This window comes from Mucilaginibacter sp. L3T2-6 (assembly GCF_030519355.1).
Classification (GTDB): domain Bacteria; phylum Bacteroidota; class Bacteroidia; order Sphingobacteriales; family Sphingobacteriaceae; genus Mucilaginibacter.
This window is the reverse complement of sequence record NZ_JAUMKC010000006.1, coordinates 96,917-112,898: the sequence shown is the minus strand read 5'-3', so window position 1 is coordinate 112,898 and position 15,982 is coordinate 96,917. Positions and strand designations below refer to the sequence as shown.

At 46.4% G+C, this 15,982-nt stretch carries 14 protein-coding genes; 9 read left to right on the top strand and 5 right to left on the bottom strand.

The window, feature by feature from the left end; translation table 11 throughout:
- Positions 1–464: 464 nt before the first annotated feature.
- Positions 465–1,019, top strand: a complete 555-nt coding sequence (locus Q3W13_RS08995) for a hypothetical protein (protein ID WP_302863075.1) — start codon at positions 465–467, stop codon at positions 1,017–1,019.
- 244 nt (positions 1,020–1,263) lie between these two features.
- Here the strand turns inward: Q3W13_RS08995 and Q3W13_RS08990 are convergent, their stop codons facing one another.
- Positions 1,264–1,845 (bottom strand): phosphonate degradation HD-domain oxygenase, encoded by a 582-nt coding sequence (locus tag Q3W13_RS08990; protein WP_302863074.1) that lies wholly within the window; start codon positions 1,843–1,845, stop codon positions 1,264–1,266.
- Between the two features lie 368 nt (positions 1,846–2,213).
- On the opposite strand from Q3W13_RS08990, the gene Q3W13_RS08985 reads away from it, so the two are divergent.
- From Q3W13_RS08985 to Q3W13_RS08965, 5 genes are all read left to right on the top strand, one after another.
- Entirely contained in the window at positions 2,214–2,801 is a 588-nt protein-coding gene (locus Q3W13_RS08985; protein WP_302863072.1) for a helix-turn-helix domain-containing protein, read from the top strand.
- Between the two features lie 176 nt (positions 2,802–2,977).
- The gene (locus Q3W13_RS08980) at positions 2,978–3,664 is read left to right on the top strand and encodes an HAD hydrolase-like protein (protein WP_302863070.1); all 687 of its coding nucleotides are present in this window, start codon (positions 2,978–2,980) and stop codon (positions 3,662–3,664) included.
- 11 nt (positions 3,665–3,675) lie between these two features.
- A complete protein-coding gene (locus Q3W13_RS08975; RefSeq protein ID WP_302863069.1) occupies positions 3,676–4,986 on the top strand; it encodes a DUF5690 family protein in 1,311 nt (436 codons plus the stop codon).
- Positions 4,983–6,137: a TIGR03364 family FAD-dependent oxidoreductase gene (locus tag Q3W13_RS08970; protein ID WP_302863067.1), complete on the top strand. Its 1,155-nt coding sequence runs from the start codon at positions 4,983–4,985 to the stop codon at positions 6,135–6,137. The genes Q3W13_RS08975 and Q3W13_RS08970 overlap by 4 nt, the downstream gene beginning before the upstream one ends.
- Positions 6,138–6,252: 115 nt before the next feature.
- Positions 6,253–8,787, top strand: a complete 2,535-nt coding sequence (locus Q3W13_RS08965) for a phosphocholine-specific phospholipase C (protein ID WP_302863065.1) — start codon at positions 6,253–6,255, stop codon at positions 8,785–8,787.
- A gap of 108 nt (positions 8,788–8,895) precedes the next feature.
- On the opposite strand, the gene trxA is transcribed toward Q3W13_RS08965, so the two are convergent.
- The 4 genes from trxA to Q3W13_RS08945 form a co-directional block, all read right to left on the bottom strand.
- Positions 8,896–9,192, bottom strand: a complete 297-nt coding sequence (gene trxA / locus Q3W13_RS08960) for a thioredoxin (RefSeq protein WP_302863063.1) — start codon at positions 9,190–9,192, stop codon at positions 8,896–8,898.
- Positions 9,193–9,330: 138 nt separating this feature from the next.
- Entirely contained in the window at positions 9,331–10,197 is an 867-nt protein-coding gene (locus Q3W13_RS08955) for an alpha/beta hydrolase (protein ID WP_302863060.1), read from the bottom strand.
- Positions 10,198–10,273: 76 nt separating this feature from the next.
- A complete protein-coding gene (locus Q3W13_RS08950; RefSeq protein WP_302863058.1) occupies positions 10,274–11,383 on the bottom strand; it encodes a kelch motif-containing protein in 1,110 nt (369 codons plus the stop codon).
- Between the two features lie 77 nt (positions 11,384–11,460).
- On the bottom strand, positions 11,461–14,040 hold the full coding sequence (locus tag Q3W13_RS08945; RefSeq protein WP_302863056.1) for a glycoside hydrolase family 3 N-terminal domain-containing protein: 2,580 nt from the start codon (positions 14,038–14,040) through the stop codon (positions 11,461–11,463).
- A 208-nt stretch (positions 14,041–14,248) separates the two neighbouring features.
- Here Q3W13_RS08945 and Q3W13_RS08940 point away from each other — a divergent pair, with 208 nt between their 5' ends.
- The 3 genes from Q3W13_RS08940 to Q3W13_RS08930 all read left to right on the top strand — a co-directional run bounded on the left by Q3W13_RS08940 (position 14,249) and on the right by Q3W13_RS08930 (position 15,871).
- Entirely contained in the window at positions 14,249–14,563 is a 315-nt protein-coding gene (locus Q3W13_RS08940) for a hypothetical protein (RefSeq protein ID WP_302863054.1), read from the top strand.
- Positions 14,564–14,935, top strand: coding sequence for a hypothetical protein (locus tag Q3W13_RS08935; RefSeq protein WP_302863053.1), 372 nt, complete (start codon positions 14,564–14,566; stop codon positions 14,933–14,935).
- An 87-nt stretch (positions 14,936–15,022) separates the two neighbouring features.
- A complete protein-coding gene (locus Q3W13_RS08930; protein ID WP_302863051.1) occupies positions 15,023–15,871 on the top strand; it encodes a glycoside hydrolase family 16 protein in 849 nt (282 codons plus the stop codon).
- Positions 15,872–15,982 lie beyond the last annotated feature (111 nt).

Genomic DNA, 15,982 nt, shown 5'->3' with positions numbered 1-15,982 from the left:
AAGGCTGCAATACTGTTACCACTGTCACACTGTTTCGCTTAATAGTTTTGTGATGGTGTGACAACATCAACAAAGCCCAAACCGGCACCTACCGTAACGCTTGTAACGCAGTGTTATTTGCCGTTACCGTGTTACAAGCGTTACAGCCAATACGCTATCAATCAGTATAGCTACTGTAACACTTGTAACACCTGTTTCAACCTGTTACGGGCGTTACAGCGTTACAGCATGCTATTGGGCCGGCTTATCGATTCCGCGACAAAGGCGGAAAACGCTTCACTAATGCACAATCAATTTGATAACTTTGATTGACATGGAAAAAAAAGAACCAAAACAACGATTTGCCTCCTTCAAAAAAGCGAATTCAAAACACACGGCTCCTTTGACGATGTGATTAACGCCGCTTTTGTTAGAAGGCGAATAATATTGTACTGTTGGTTCATTACTGCTTTGAAACGCCCAAAATGAAACTTACGTTAACCGTATTGCTTGCGACGCTTTGCGTTGCAGCCAAGTCACAAACTGCCAATATCAAAATAGTAAAAGGCGGATACTATCAAACGGACACTTTGAAAGGTGAAAAAATACCGCTTGAGGATGATGCAAACCATACATTCAAAATATCCATTATCAATTACTATTCTAAATTTTTCGCGTCTGAGTATAGAGGCCAAAACATTTTTATTAATACCGAACAAATAAGGTATACCACTTCTTATAATGTGTTTCTAAAAAAAATTAGCGGGCAAACAAAATTCTTAGGGCAATCACCTGAATATATCGAAGATGTAAAGTTGTATGGTAAGTACTTAGGCGGTATGCTGTATGCTAAAATTCCTGTTGTTGGCATGTCAAAGGGTATGATTGAAAAATGCCTCGGAAGACCTGACAGCAGTAATTCGAGTGAGAGCAAATATTATGATTCTGATTTATGGACTTACAGTTTAGGAAATGGCTTATATAAGTACGTTTATTTTTATAACGGCTCTGTAAGTTCAATTGAAGATATAAGGTTGTAAATTTTTACCCTTCGGTAACCAATAAACTTAAAGCATGTATGAACCTTATTATAACACGTAATTTAAATACTTAGAACACGATATAGATAAAGGCGATACAAAGGTTACACAGGATAGCTTATGAAGAACAATATAACCTATTGTAACACCTGTAACGCTTGTATCACCCCGTTACATGTGTTACAAGCGTTACAGGCAGCAGCAACACCGGCAAAGCCTAAACAGCCTGATCTCTATCTGACTTCTAATTAACGCTCTCCAGATGCCTCAGTGCCATCTCTTTTAAATAATCGATATTGTTTACCGGCACATTCATTTCCTTAGCCTTATCATCCCAGTAACGCAGGCGTATAATTAAATCTGAATCGGGATTTTGCTCAAACTCCCCGGCTTCTTCTGCCGTCATCCGGCCACCCTGGAATTCAAGCGTAGCCTTGCTGGCGTCTGACAGTTTGTTGTAGTATTCGGGATATTTATAGGTAAGATACCGTTTAGCAATCACATGCCCCTGCACCAGGGCCGCTATCCGCGCAGAAAAACCCCGCTCCAGCAAATAATCAGCACCCAGCTCTTCATGGTTTACATTCCCCATGCCGTTCATGCTTTCGGCTTCACCCTCTTCGGCGCAAAGATGCCCAATGTCATGAAAGAAAGCAGCAAGCACTACTTCATCATCATAACCCTCCTCTTCGGCAAGCATGGCCGCCTGCGACATGTGCTCCAGCTGCGAAACCGGTTCACCTATATAGTCTTCATCGCCGTGTTTTTCATACAGCGAGAAGACCTCGTTTACTATAGCCTGGTGGTTGCGTACCGAAGATTCCATGAGTGTGCAGTTTTTCAGCAAATAAAGTTAGGCAATATTAGATTATTGTTAACGGCCGGTTAATTGATGTACGGATTTCTGATGTGCGGATAGAATGGAAACGAAATTATCTAAGCTGGCATATCGTCTGGGTCATCAGTTCATCTTCGGCCATTTTTCATCCGCACATCCAGAATCCGCACATCCGCACATCATCACCAAACATCTTCGATCATTTTTCATCCGCACATCCAAAATCCGCACATCCGCACATCATCACATCAATTCCCCTGTTTAACTTTAGTTAACAAAAAGGTTATTTTGCATCAATTGCTTTATTAATTACTTTGCGCCCGGCGTAAACCTTTATAAACCCATATTAACTATTAATGGAAGAAGATATCATCATCCAGATAAGCAACCGGATAAAAGAAAAAAGAAGAGAAAAGAACATAACCGTGCAGGAGCTTGCGCAACGGGCCAACGTAAGCAAGGGATTGATATCGCAAATTGAAAACAGCCGGACGATACCCTCGCTGGTTGTTTTGATAGAAATTGTAAAAGCGCTCGAGATAGACCTCAATGAGTTCTTTAAAGATATCCGCTCGAAAAGCGCAGAGCTGCCCATCCTCATAAAACGGAAAGAGGAATACGACCACTTCGAGAAAGAACATGCCATCGGCTTTCATTACCATCGCATTTTCACGCAGTCCATTAACCCCTCAACAGTCGACATTGTGATACTTGAGCTGGAGCCTGATGCTGCCCGCCCTTTGGTGGAAACCGATGCTTTTGAATACAAGTATATTTTATCCGGCGAGATAGAATATCAGTTTAATGAAGATAAAATCCTGCTGCGGCAAGGCGATTCCATGCTGTTTGACGGCCGCATACCGCATACGCCCCGCAATACTGGTACGCAAACTGCCAGCATGCTGGTAATTTATTTTTTTGAGGATAAGGGTGGAGGCAAGTGACCAGAGGTTAGAGATCAGGCAGAACTGGGTAGCAAATGTGATTAATGCAATTACATTTTTTTTCCTAATCTCTGATCGCTGGTCTCTAATCTCTATCTCTTAACCAAACATTAACACTAATTTAGTTTGATATTAATAAACTTAGTTTAGTATTGCTGAACAATCACACTATTACCATGTCTATAAAATTAGTTGTATTTGATATAGCCGGCACAACGGTTAAAGATGACCACGACGTAAGCAAGGCTTTCCAGGCTGCATTATTAAAATCAGGCTACCAGGTTCCGCTCGAGTTAATTAACCCCCTGATGGGTTATGAAAAAAACCAGGCCATCAGGCAGATCTTGCGCCTGCACGAGCATAATGATGCTAAAATTACAACCGAACTGGTAAGCCAGATACACAAAGAGTTTGTGCACCAGATGATACAGCATTATAAAACCGCGCCGGGTATTGGGCCATTGCCAAATGTGGAAGAGACTTTTGCCGCTTTGCACGATAAAGGTATTCAGGTGGGCATTAATACCGGTTTTTCCCGTGATATTGCCGATACTATTGTAGACCGCCTGCAATGGCGCGAAAAGGGTTTGATAGACCATGTTGTTGGTTCAGACGAGGTGGAGCTTGGCCGTCCGCATCCATACATGATTCAAAAAATGATGGTTGATGGAAAAATTGAGCGCGCCAAAGAGGTAGCAAAAGTAGGCGATACCGAAGTAGACGTTCGTGAGGGACAGAATGCCGGCTGCCGCTATGTTATAGGTGTTACCACCGGCATATTTACCCGCCAGGAGCTGGAACCTTATAACCCAACGCATATTATCGACGATATTGCAGATGTAATTGACATTATCAGCAAATAAGCATGGCATCAATGGATAAATTGCGCGCAAAGGTTGCCAAATGGCCGTACTCCGCTATTTCGGTATTGGCCGGAATATCAGCATTTTGTACCTACACGTCCATGTATGCCTTCCGCAAGGGTTTTGCCGCAGGCACTTTTTCGGGCGAGCAATATCTTCACGTCGATTACAAGGTATGGCTGGTTATAGCGCAGGTTATCGGCTACACATTAAGCAAATTTTATGGCATTAAATTTATAGCCGAACTTAAACCGGGGCAGCGCGCCAAAAGCATATTTGTGTTAATAGGCGTGGCATGGGCGGCGTTGCTGCTGTTCGCAGTCATACCGGCGCCTTTCAATATTATTTGCCTGTTCATCAATGGCTTTCCGCTTGGCATGATCTGGGGCCTGGTATTCAGTTACCTGGAAGGCCGCCGCTCTACCGAGTTTATGGCCGCGGTACTATCTATCAGCCTCATCTTTGCCTCGGGCTTTGTAAAAACTATAGCACGTTCGGTTCGCGATTCGCTCCACATCAGCGAATACAGTATGCCTTTTATTACGGGTGCTATATTTGTGCTCCCGCTGGTATTTTTTGTATTCTGCCTCGAGCTGATGCCGCCGCCAACTCCCGAAGATATAGCCCAGCGTACCAAACGCGCCCCAATGGACGCAGCGGAACGCCAGGCATTTTTAAAGCGGTTTTTACCAGGCATTATTCTTACCCTGGTGATCTATGTACTGCTAACCATTATGCGTGATGTGCGCGACAATTTTGAAGTAGAAATATGGGCCAGCCTGGGCAATAAGGATAACACCATTTACACTAAAATAGATACCATTATTTCGGTAATTGTACTGGTTGCCATCAGCTTGCTGATCCTGGTAAAAAAGAACCTCCGGGCATTCGGCCTCATCCATTTAATGATAATTGCAGGCTGCCTGCTGATCACCATAGCTACCGTACTTTTTGAGTTGAACATGATCACCCCTTTCAACTGGATGGTAATGGCAGGTTTGGGGCTCTATCTTGGCTATGTTCCTTATAATGCTATTTTCTTCGAAAGAATGATCGCATCGTTTCACTACCGCAGCAATGTAGGCTTCCTGATCTACGTATCCGATTCTATGGGTTATCTTGGCAGCGTTACCATACTGCTTGTTAAAGAACTGGGCCGTCCGAATATCAGCTGGGCTGCATTCTTTAAAGAAGGTGTTTTGGTAGTCGGTATCATCGGCGGCATCTGCGCCATATTATCCCTCATTTACTTTTTACAAAGCGCCCGCAAAAGCAATAAAAGCGATGAGCGTCAAAACGAATTAAACATACTGACTGTATGACACAAACTTCCCCGATATCCGCAAACGGACGCTCGGCCATCATTATCGGCGCAGGCATTGTCGGCCTGGCAACGGCACGTGCACTGGCATTGCGCGGCTACAAAGTAACTATATTCGAACGCAACGAACGCGCTGTTGGCGCATCTATCCGGAACTTTGGAATGATATGGCCCATCGGGCAGGCTACCGGGCCATTGTTTGAAAGAGCCATGCTGTCCCGCAGTATCTGGAAGGAAATTTGCGCGGAAGCCCGCATCTGGCATGATGAAGTCGGCTCTTTGCATCTGGCCTACCATGATTATGAGTTGCAGGTTATATCAGAATATGTGGAGGTTAATCAATCCTTCCGCGACTGTAAACTTTTAACTCCTGACCAGGCATTCCAAAAATCGCCGGCTATAAATCCTGACGGATTAAAAGGCGCTTTATGGAGCGGCGAGGAAATGATTGTTGAATCGCGCGTAGCTATCGGACAGGTTGCTGCATACCTCGCTGAAAAGTATGGGGTGGAGTTTCACTGGAATACGGCGATCAGTCAAATCGTGTATCCTAAAGTTATATCCGGCAACCGCACCTGGCAGGCCGATGAAATATTTGTTTGCAGCGGGGCTGATTTCGAGACGCTATACCCTGAACTGTTTTTAGAAACCAATATTACCAAATGTAAGCTGCAAATGATGCGCCTGGTTGCCCAGCCGGACGAATGGCGCATCGGCCCGTCGCTTTGCGGTGGTTTATCTATGATTCACTATCCAGGTTTCCAGGCAGCGGCTTCCTTGCCTGCCCTGCGTAAGCGGTATGAAGAACAATACGCCGAATACCTGAAATGGGGCATCCATGTTATGGTGTCGCAAAACGGCAGCGGCGAACTCACCATCGGCGATTCGCACGAGTACGGCGTCGTTCACGATCCGTTTGACAAGGAATTTATTAATGATATGATAATTTCTTATTTGCAAACTTTTGCGAGCTTTAAGGACTGGAAGCTGTTGCAGTCATGGCACGGCATTTACCCGAAAATGATGAACGGCGCAACCGAACTTATAGTGGACGCAGCCCCGGGTGTAACCATCATTAACGGCATCGGTGGTAACGGGATGACGTTATCATTCGGGCTTTGCGAAGAGTATATTTCAAAGCGCGTGGTTTAGTTAGCGGCAGTTGCACTGGGAAGCAGCAGTTTGTAAAATTCGCTAAAAATCGACTGCTACTGCTACCAGAACCTGCTACTAATTACTTTCTATATTTAGGAACTACACAACACACATGGATACCAGGAGAAATTTTATAAAGAAAGCAGCAATGCTTGCAGGCGCAACAAGTTTATCGGGTTTAATACCGGCGTCTATCCAAAAGGCAATGGCCATTAACCCTGCGCCGGGGACCACCTACCTGGATGCTGAACATATTGTTATCCTGATGCAGGAAAACCGATCGTTCGACCATGTGTACGGCACGCTGAAAGGCGTACGCGGTTATAACGACCCACGCGCTATTGATCTGCCTAATAAAAATAAAGTCTGGCTGCAATCCAACCCTAAAGGCGAAACCTATGCACCGTTCCGCCTCGACATAAAAAACACCAAAACTACCTGGATGAGTTCGCTGCCGCATTCGTGGCGCAACCAGGTAAATGCCCGTAATGACGGTAAATTTGATAAATGGCTCGAAAACAAGCGGAGCGGCAACAGGGAGTATGCCCACATGCCGCTTACCCTTGGTTATCATACCCGCGAGGATATCCCTTTTTATTATGCTTTGGCCGATGCTTTTACAGTTTGCGACCAGAACTTTTGCTCAGCACTTACAGGCACCAATCCAAACAGGCTCTACTTTTGGACCGGCACCATCCGCGAAACGCCTGACGAAAACTCGCTGGCCCACGTTTGGAATGACGATATGGACTATGGTACTTTAAAATGGAAGACCTTTCCCGAACGTTTGGAAGATGCCGGCATATCGTGGAACTGCTACCAGAACGAAGTAGCTATCGATACCGGTTTTGAAGGCGAAGAAGACCTTTGGCTGTCGAATTTCCAGGACAATCCTTTGGAATTTTTCGGCCAGTACAATATCCATTTATACCCGCCGCATGTTGCTGCGATGGAGAAGAGGTCGGCAGAGCTGCCCGCAAAAATAGATGCGTTGCAAAAACAAATTGACGCCCTGCCCGCCGGAGATGCCCATATTGACCACCTTAAAAAACAACTAAGGGAGATGAAGAATTATCTCGGCTCCGTAAACAAGGAGCGCGATAGTTATAAAGCAGGTATGTTCGACAAGCTATCCGAAAGGGAAAAAGCCCTGCACGCCAAAGCTTTCAGCAACAATAAAAACGACCCTGATTATCGTACACTGATTGATTTGAAATATGACGATAACGGCACAGCACGTGAGCTTAAAGTGCCGAAGGGCGATGTGCTGCACCAGTTCAGGGCTGATGTAAACAATGGCAAACTGCCAACCGTTTCGTGGTTAACCGCACCTGAAGCATTCTCAGACCACCCCAGCTCGGCCTGGTTTGGCGCATGGTATATTTCAGAAGTGATGGATATTTTAACCAGCAATCCCGAGGTTTGGAAAAAAACCATTTTTATTCTGGCGTATGATGAAAACGATGGTTACTTTGACCACGTTCCCCCTTTTACAGCCCCCCATTCGCACAAAGAAGGGACAGGGAAGGTATCAGCCGGTATAGATACCCGTGTTGAGTTTGTAACCCGGGAGCAGGAGCTTGCCCGTAACAATTTCCCTGAAAAATATGAAAGGGAAGCGCCAATCGGCCTCGGCTTCCGCGTGCCATTAGTAATTGCTTCGCCGTGGAGTAAAGGCGGTTACGTAAACTCCGAAGTTTTCGACCATACCTCTACCCTGCAATTCCTGGAGAAATTTCTGAGCCACAAAACCGGCAAAAAGATAACCGAACCGAACATCAGCGACTGGCGCCGTACCGTTTGCGGAGATTTAACATCTGTATTCAGGCCATATAACGGCGGGGAAATCCCGAAACCGGCTTCTCTTGGCAAGGATGCAACCATCGAGAGCATTCATAAGGCTAAATTTAAAAAGGTACCTGACGATTATAAGCTGCTTACCGCCGACGAAATTGCCGTGATCAACAAAGCCCCGCATACCTCGCCTTATATGCCGAAGCAGGAAAAAGGTATAAAGCCATCCTGCGCATTGCCTTACCAGCTATATGCTGATGGTAAACTAAGCGCTGATAAGAAGTCCTTCGGCTTGAAATTTACCGCAAGCGACAAGGCTTTCGGTAATGCTGCTATTGGTTCTCCGTTTAATGTTTATGCACCGGGTAAATACCTGAATGAAAACGTGCGCACCTGGGCATATACCGCCAAAGCCGGGGATACAGTCACAGATGAATGGCCGCTCACTGACTTTGAAAACAGCAATTACCACCTGCGCGTATATGGGCCGAATGGCTTTTACCGTGAATTTAAAGGAAATGCAAAAGACCCTGATTTTGAGATAAGCTGCGAATATCAAACCGCTAATGCAGGCAAGTCAGCCCTAACGGGGAACTTAGAGCTTACGTTACATAACAACAGCAAAACACCGCATCATGTAGTAATTACGGATGTTGGTTACAAAATGAATAATAAAACCCTGACCGTTCCGGCGGGGTCAAAATCAACAGTTATATTAAACCTCGCAAACCACCACAACTGGTACGATTTTACAGTAAAGATTAATAATTTTCCTGCATTTGAAAAGCGCTATGCCGGACGTGTTGAAACAGGCAAATCCACTTTCAGCGACCCGCAAATGGGGAATGTGTAAGTATGTGCTGAGACTCACGAAATTTCAAAAAGTAAGTCTGGCCTATGCCTCTGGATATTTTCTGTAAACGAACCCTTTCGTCTTTGCCCTTACAGGTTTCACCTTTCTTTAAACAAATTGCTGTATTACCTGCTGCAAAGGCCCGGCTTGCATTACGCCGCTTTGGCGCCACTTGGTTTCGCTGTTTTTAAATATCATCAGCGTAGGCACGCTCTGCACGCGATAAGCATTAGCGGCCTGCGGGTTTTTGTCGATATCTATTTTAATGATGGTTACCTTATCGCCAAGGGCCTCCTTTACCTGTTTTAAAATAGGCGGCATCATTTTACATGGTCCGCACCACTCTGCCGAAAAATCAACCAATACCGGTTTCTCCGATGCTATTATCTCCTGGAAATTTGCCATGATTCTTTTGATTTGATACAATATAACACTTGTTTGAAGAATATGATTTAGCTTTTAAGGAATATTACGTTGAGTTTACCGGGAATCTAAATTTACCATCAAAAGAAAGGTCATTATTCAACCGGCTTTCCAAATCCCTCAATGCATAACCTTAGGCCGATCCGGCTGCAGAATATGATTATCAGACAGCCAGTCGGCCAGTCGCTGCGGCCAGGTGTTGATTGACTTTAGTTTTGAGCGCTGGCCCATATTAAATCCGTGGCCTCCGCTGGTAAATAAATGCGCTTCAACGGGAACTTTCGCGTCGCGGTACCGCTGCAATAACTGTATTATGGGTACAGCGCAACACGGGTCGTCATTGGCAGCCAGCAGAAAGGCAGGCGGCGCATTTGCCGGTACTACCTCAGGAACATACAGGGGGCCTGGATAGATCTGGATAATGAATGATGGCCTGGCATTTTGACGATCTACCGGGTCGGCGGCTTTAGGGTCGCCCGGCCCTTTACCGAATGCCACCATATCCACTACCTCACCGCCTGCTGAAAAGCCCATCAGGCCGATACGGTTGGTATCCAGGGCAAATTCGGCAGCCCGGCTGCGTACAAGCCGCATGGCACGGAAACCATCCTGTTTGGCATGAACATCTATTTTGTAGGGCGATAAAGTATCCCGCCCCAAACGATATTTTAATACAAATACTGTAACGCCCAGGTTATTCAGAAATTTGGCGGGATCTACCCCTTCCGCGGTATAAACCAATAACCTATGCCCGCCACCCGGGCAAATAACTACTGCCGACCCGTTGGCTTTATCTTTTGGCGGCAGAAAAACTGTCAGCGAGGGATTGTGTATATTCCGTACCCAATAATCTTTAGCCAGTTCGGGCTCATTCCGGCGGCTTTCAAAACCGGGTGCGCCTTTTTCCCATAGCGGGATCACCGCCGGTTCAGTTTGCGCCCATAATAATGCGGGATAAAGGAAGAGTAAGGTTAACAGCTTTCGCATGGCGGATTTAGTTTTATAGGTTTTATAAAGATAACTAATCCAACCATTATAAGCAACGTGCCGTCGCCAAACCAAACTAATGCCCGGGATAATACACCTCCAGCGCAATGTCTCCCTGTTCGGATGGCGGCCCCGGCGGAGAGCCCTTTGGCGGCGGATTATTTCCGGTTTTAGTCGCCGCAGGCGGAGGCGGCGGGTTGGCGCCCTGCGCTAATGGCTTTGGCGGTGGCCCGCCCGGCCCGCTCGCACCGCCGGCAATATATATCTTATGGTTCAGCACTGCGCCACCGACCCCGTTACGCGCTCTGTTCAGATCAGCAACTTTCGTCCATTGTTTATCTTTCTGCGGGTCCAGGCAGTATACATCCTTTTGCGGGCCATTAGGTCTGGTAGCAGTTGCACGCTCCCCGCCGATATAGAATATCTTTCCGTCCAGGTTAACCGCGGTACCGCCGCCTGTGCCCATAGGTAATTTTGCAGCCAATGTGCTCCATTTCCCGGTTTTAAAATCATAACAATCCACGTCAAGCACCACCTTATCAAAAAACGACATAAAATTATTGGCATCGTGCAGGCTGGTATTCCTTCCGCCAACCGCATATAGTTTATCGCCCACAACCACTGCCATGCTATGATCGCGAATGTGTGGCGCGTCGGGCAGGGTTGTCCACTTGTCAGTAACCGGGTCATAGCAATCAAACATACCGTTAGTGCCGCTGCGGTGGCCATGTGTTATACCGCAAACAATATAAATCTTACCATTGTAAACAGCCTCACCCGCGCCTGCCCTGCGCCTGTCAGCAGGAATTTCGGCCAGCTTTTGCCAGCTGTCTTTTTTGGTATCATAGCTGTAAACGTTGGGCAAAGGTACCTGGTCTGGATACCCCCCTTCGTAAAAAGCATCAAGCACATAAACTTTATCGCCGAGGCCAACCGACTGAAAATGATGCATGGTGAATGGCGCAACGGCTTTTTTGGCCCAGGTGTTTGTTGCAGGATCATAAGCTTCCACCGGCCGGGCGCCGCCATCGCCGCCAATCAAGTACAATTTACCACCGGCAACCGCCAAACTGCATTCACCGCGGGATCCGGGTTGATCTTTACCTTTAAGCAATTGCCAGTGACCCTGGGAAAATGCCCCGGCCGTTACTGCCGAAAATATTAGCGTGATGAATAACTTTTTCATATTTATCTGATTGCTAAAAAAATCTTGTCATTGCGTGAAACGAAGCAACCTCGTGGCCATGAAAAACTAAAAATATACTATTCTTTCATCTTATACACCACCAGCCTGCTGTTATCAACACCATAAACCTTCGCAATGGCCTTTATTGTTGAACCCTTTTCGGCGATAAATGGTTTTGAGTATTCGTTTTCTTTGGTAAACGATGGCGTCGAGCCGTCTGTGGTGTAATAAACTTTAGCACCGTTCGTTGCGCTGCTGATGGTTACCCTGTTACCCTTAGCGCTGATAATTGGCTGTATAACGCGATTTACGTACCGCCGTGTACGTGCATCATTTATTACGCCTTTCCAGTTCATGCCGAAGCCAAAGTCGTAGGTATGTCCTGCTGCATCAGTATAGCAGATCATGTCATGCGGGATATCCTCATCCTGCAGTTCAACAGTCTTCATATCGGCGGGCATCTGGAATGGCAGCAGACCGGATGGCTCCGCAGCACCGGAAATAATGTCCAGTATCGCCTGGTTCTGCACACCGAAGCTGGCTACAATGGCATTGGCATCTTTTTCAAATTCGGCGAGAATTGCCGGTTTAGAAAGTGTTATTACCACAATAACCGGCTTGCCTTTCATCGCCGCTTTTGTTTCCTTGATGGTTTTCAGGTCGGTAATATTGGCGGCAGTTATGCTTTTGCCTTTGTAAGTTCTGTCGGTAACATTTGGCTCGGCGGGGTCACCAGCAGCAATGCTGTGCTCACGGGCATAAGTTGCCGTGTACGGGCCATATTGCAGGGTGATAGGAACATAGCCATTTCCTCCCGCTTTTACATCGTCCGCATCATAACCTGCGCCGCCACTCGGGCTGCTTACAAAAACTATTGCGCAATCAGCTTTAGCCGGGTCATCGGTAACGTTATAATATTTCTTCGTCAGCTCCTCGCTTACCGCGTCCTCAAATTTCTCCTTGGACGGCGGGCCAAAAAAGCCCTTCATTGATGGCGTATATTTTTTTGGCAGGTATACGGTCGTTCCTTTTTTTAGCGGCAATACGTTGGCGGCATTCTTCAGCATAACGATAGATTTCAGCTGTGCGTTATAACCTGCCGTCATAAACTCCGGCTTACCAACGGTCTTTTTCGATGTTTCTACATCCAGGTACGGATTTTCGAAAAGCCCTACCCTGAAAATGTTGCGTAACAGCCTGACTGCCGATTGTTCAAACCGTGCACGCATAAATGGCTCGCCATGTTCCTTCACACCCATTTGGTAGGCTTCAATTACGGGGCCGGCCACATTATTGCCTCCAAACTGGTCAACTCCCGCCATCAAAACTTTATAATGACGCTCGGCGACGGTTTTGTCCTCCATTCCCCACGATTTGCCTGCGAAAACATCAGGCGTTTTACCTTCGTCGGCTGTAACCAGCCAGTCGGTACAAACTACGCCATCGTAACCATATTTGGTGCGAAGCAAATCGGTAATCAGGTATTTGCTATAGCTGTTGCCCCGGTCTTCCTTATTTTTAATATCCCTGCCGTATGATATGGTATAATAAGGCATCACGGCCGAGGCCATCATTGTTTTACCCTGCAACTTCAACGCTCCGTCCACAAATGATACCAGGTGCTCATCGAAATTATTTCCGGGATAAACGGCAAACTTTCCATAAGCGAAATGCGCATCGCGCCCGCCCTCCTCCGGGCCGCCGCCGGGCCAGTGCTTCATCATAGCATTAACGCTGTTATATCCCCATCCGCCCCGGATCTCCTTATCGCCGGTTGATGTTTGAAACCCATCCACGTATGCACGGGCCATATCAGCATCCAATTGCGGGTCTTCCCCAAAAGTGCCGTTGATGCGTACCCACCTGGGCTCGGAGCCCAGGTCTATTTGTGGCGACAAGGCAGTTGCTATGCCCAATGCACGGTATTCTGTGGCCGCTATATTCCCAAACTGCTGCACCAAAGCAGGGTCGAATGTTGCTGCCAGGCCCAATTGGTCGGGCCATTGGGAGATCTTGCCGCCTGCACCGGCAGTATATTCCACGCCCGAGTTGGTGCCATGCCGCGGATCGGAGCTGTTGTTAGCCGGTATGCCAAAGCCGCTGCCCTCAACCAATGCCTGCACATTGTTGTTCCACTCGGCAGCCACCGCCGGGCTTTGTACCGATGTAACCAGTACGTGCCTCAGGTTATCATGAATTAAAAATGCTTTTTGCTGGTCAGTCAGATCAGATGCTTTTGCCCCGCTCTGCGGGAATGGCTTACCATTATAAGTGGCTGCACCCATCGGCCCCGGCATAGCAGGTATTGCCTGGTGCGCACTGTACAGCATTAAACCGGCAATCTGCTCAACGCTCATTTTCGATGCCAGGTCCTTAGCGCGCTCATCAACCGGCAAACGCCAATCCTCGTATTTATCCAGTTGGCCGTTCTTGTTTAAATCCTTAAACGAAAAACCATCAACCGTTAAAATCTTAACGCCTGACTTTGTGGAGTAACCAAGCGTTGGCCCGTTAACATTTTTTACCAATACAATTCCTGAACTGTCAGGCAAAAACTGTTGCGTATAGGAAGATGTTCCGGCAGACATTCCGGCGAATAGGATTACGGATGCCGCGGCGACACCGGTCAGCACAATAAACTGTAAGGATTTTTTCATACTTAGCGTGCGGTAATTGTTTTAGATAATTGGTTTATAAAAGAATTTTTGAAACAACCGGCAAGGCGTGTTCATTGTGTTTTTTTGACACAATTAAATGTAAATATAGCTAATAAAAAATAAAATTTTAATAGATGAACAGGAATAGAATATAGACGGAAAGGACTTTCGGGCAGATTGCTTACCTTTGGGCATTGATTAAAACCCTATGAGCCAGGTTAGAGAAATTAAATGTCCGCACTGCGGCCAATGGACAATGTGGGACGGCAAAATAGATGATCGCTGCCTGCATTGCAATGGCTTTTTAGAAACCCGGCAGTTCTCGCGCGAGGTTGAAAGAAAAATCCGCGGAGAGGCCGCAAGAGAAAGAAACATATTAATCATCAGGCCCGAAGACGGTCCGCTAAAACGCCTGGGCAAACGCTTGCTGAATGCCTTACGCTGGTGGACGATTATAATGCAGGTACTGTTCTTTGTGGTCGTTACGATCATCATCGTACTGATCAGTATCCTGCCGGGATAAATGAAAACCTTGCTTAACAAATGGTTTATTGCCGGTTGCCTGGTTTGGCTGCTTGTATTTATCACGCGTAAACTTGGCCATCCTTTGCCGCAATACATAAATGGCTACATCTCCGATTTTTTCGCCATCCCCGTAATAGCCAATCTTGCACTTTGCTTTCAGCGGATAGTTGTTATCAAAAGCGATTTTTACACGCTATCTATTGGGCACATTGCTTTTATTACCGCTTACGTATCCCTGGTATTCGAAGTGCTGCTCCCTGCCTATTCCAAAACTTATACAAAGGATTGGCTTGACATTGTACTTTACGTTATCGGGGCAATATTTTTTTATAAGGTAATGAATAAGCCGGTGCTGGAAATCAGGCGCTAGTTAACAGGTGTGTTGAGATTTGTCAAAAATCAACCGGTACGTATTAAGCGCCAATCAATCAGTATTTTTGCTTATTGACACTTGCACATGAAAACATTTTACGTTCAGATCATTCTAACCATTGCGTTGCTTCCTTTTACAGCGAAAGGCCAAGACCATGACAAGGATGCCACCGGCCATTACAAATTGGTATGGGCTGATGAATTTAATAAAGACGGAGCTCCGGACAGCGCTAACTGGAAGTTTGAGCGGGGCTTTGTGCGCAACCACGAAGCGCAATGGTACCAGCCGCAAAATGCTGTTTGCAAAAATGGCTTGCTGACAATAGAGGTCAGGAAAGAACACTTACCCAACCCCAATTACATTGCAGGCAGTAATGACTGGAGAACAAACCGCGAATTTATAGCATATACATCATCCAGCATGAACACCAGTGGGCGGCATAGCTGGCGATATGGCCGCTTTGTGATGCGTGCCCGTATTGAAACCGACCCGGGCTTATGGCCAGCGTTTTGGACATTAGGCGTGAGCAAGCCCTGGCCGTCAAACGGCGAGATTGATATAATGGAGTATTATCGCAACATGCTGCTGGCTAATATTGCCTGTGGTACCGCAAAACCTAATAATGCCAAATGGTATAGCAACCGCAAGCAACTGAACTCATTAGGAACCGGCTGGAGCAGGCATTTCCATATCTGGCGAATGGACTGGGACGAAAATTCCATCAGCTTATATGTTGACGACCAATTACTCAACCGTGTCGAATTGAAAGACCTTGTTAACCAGGACGGATCAGGATTTAACCCATTTAAACAGCCACATTATATTCTACTCAACCTGGCCCTCGGAGGCGACAACGGCGGAGAGCCAGGTGCAACAAAATTTCCACGCCGATTTGAGGTTGACTATGTAAGGGTTTATCAAAAGATGCTTTGATTAACAATATGTAACGAGACTATTTTTATATCCATTTTGCCAATAAGATTGCGCAGTAGCAGCTGTTATGTATTCATAAATGAAATACGTAATTTTGTTAAAAGCCGTAAT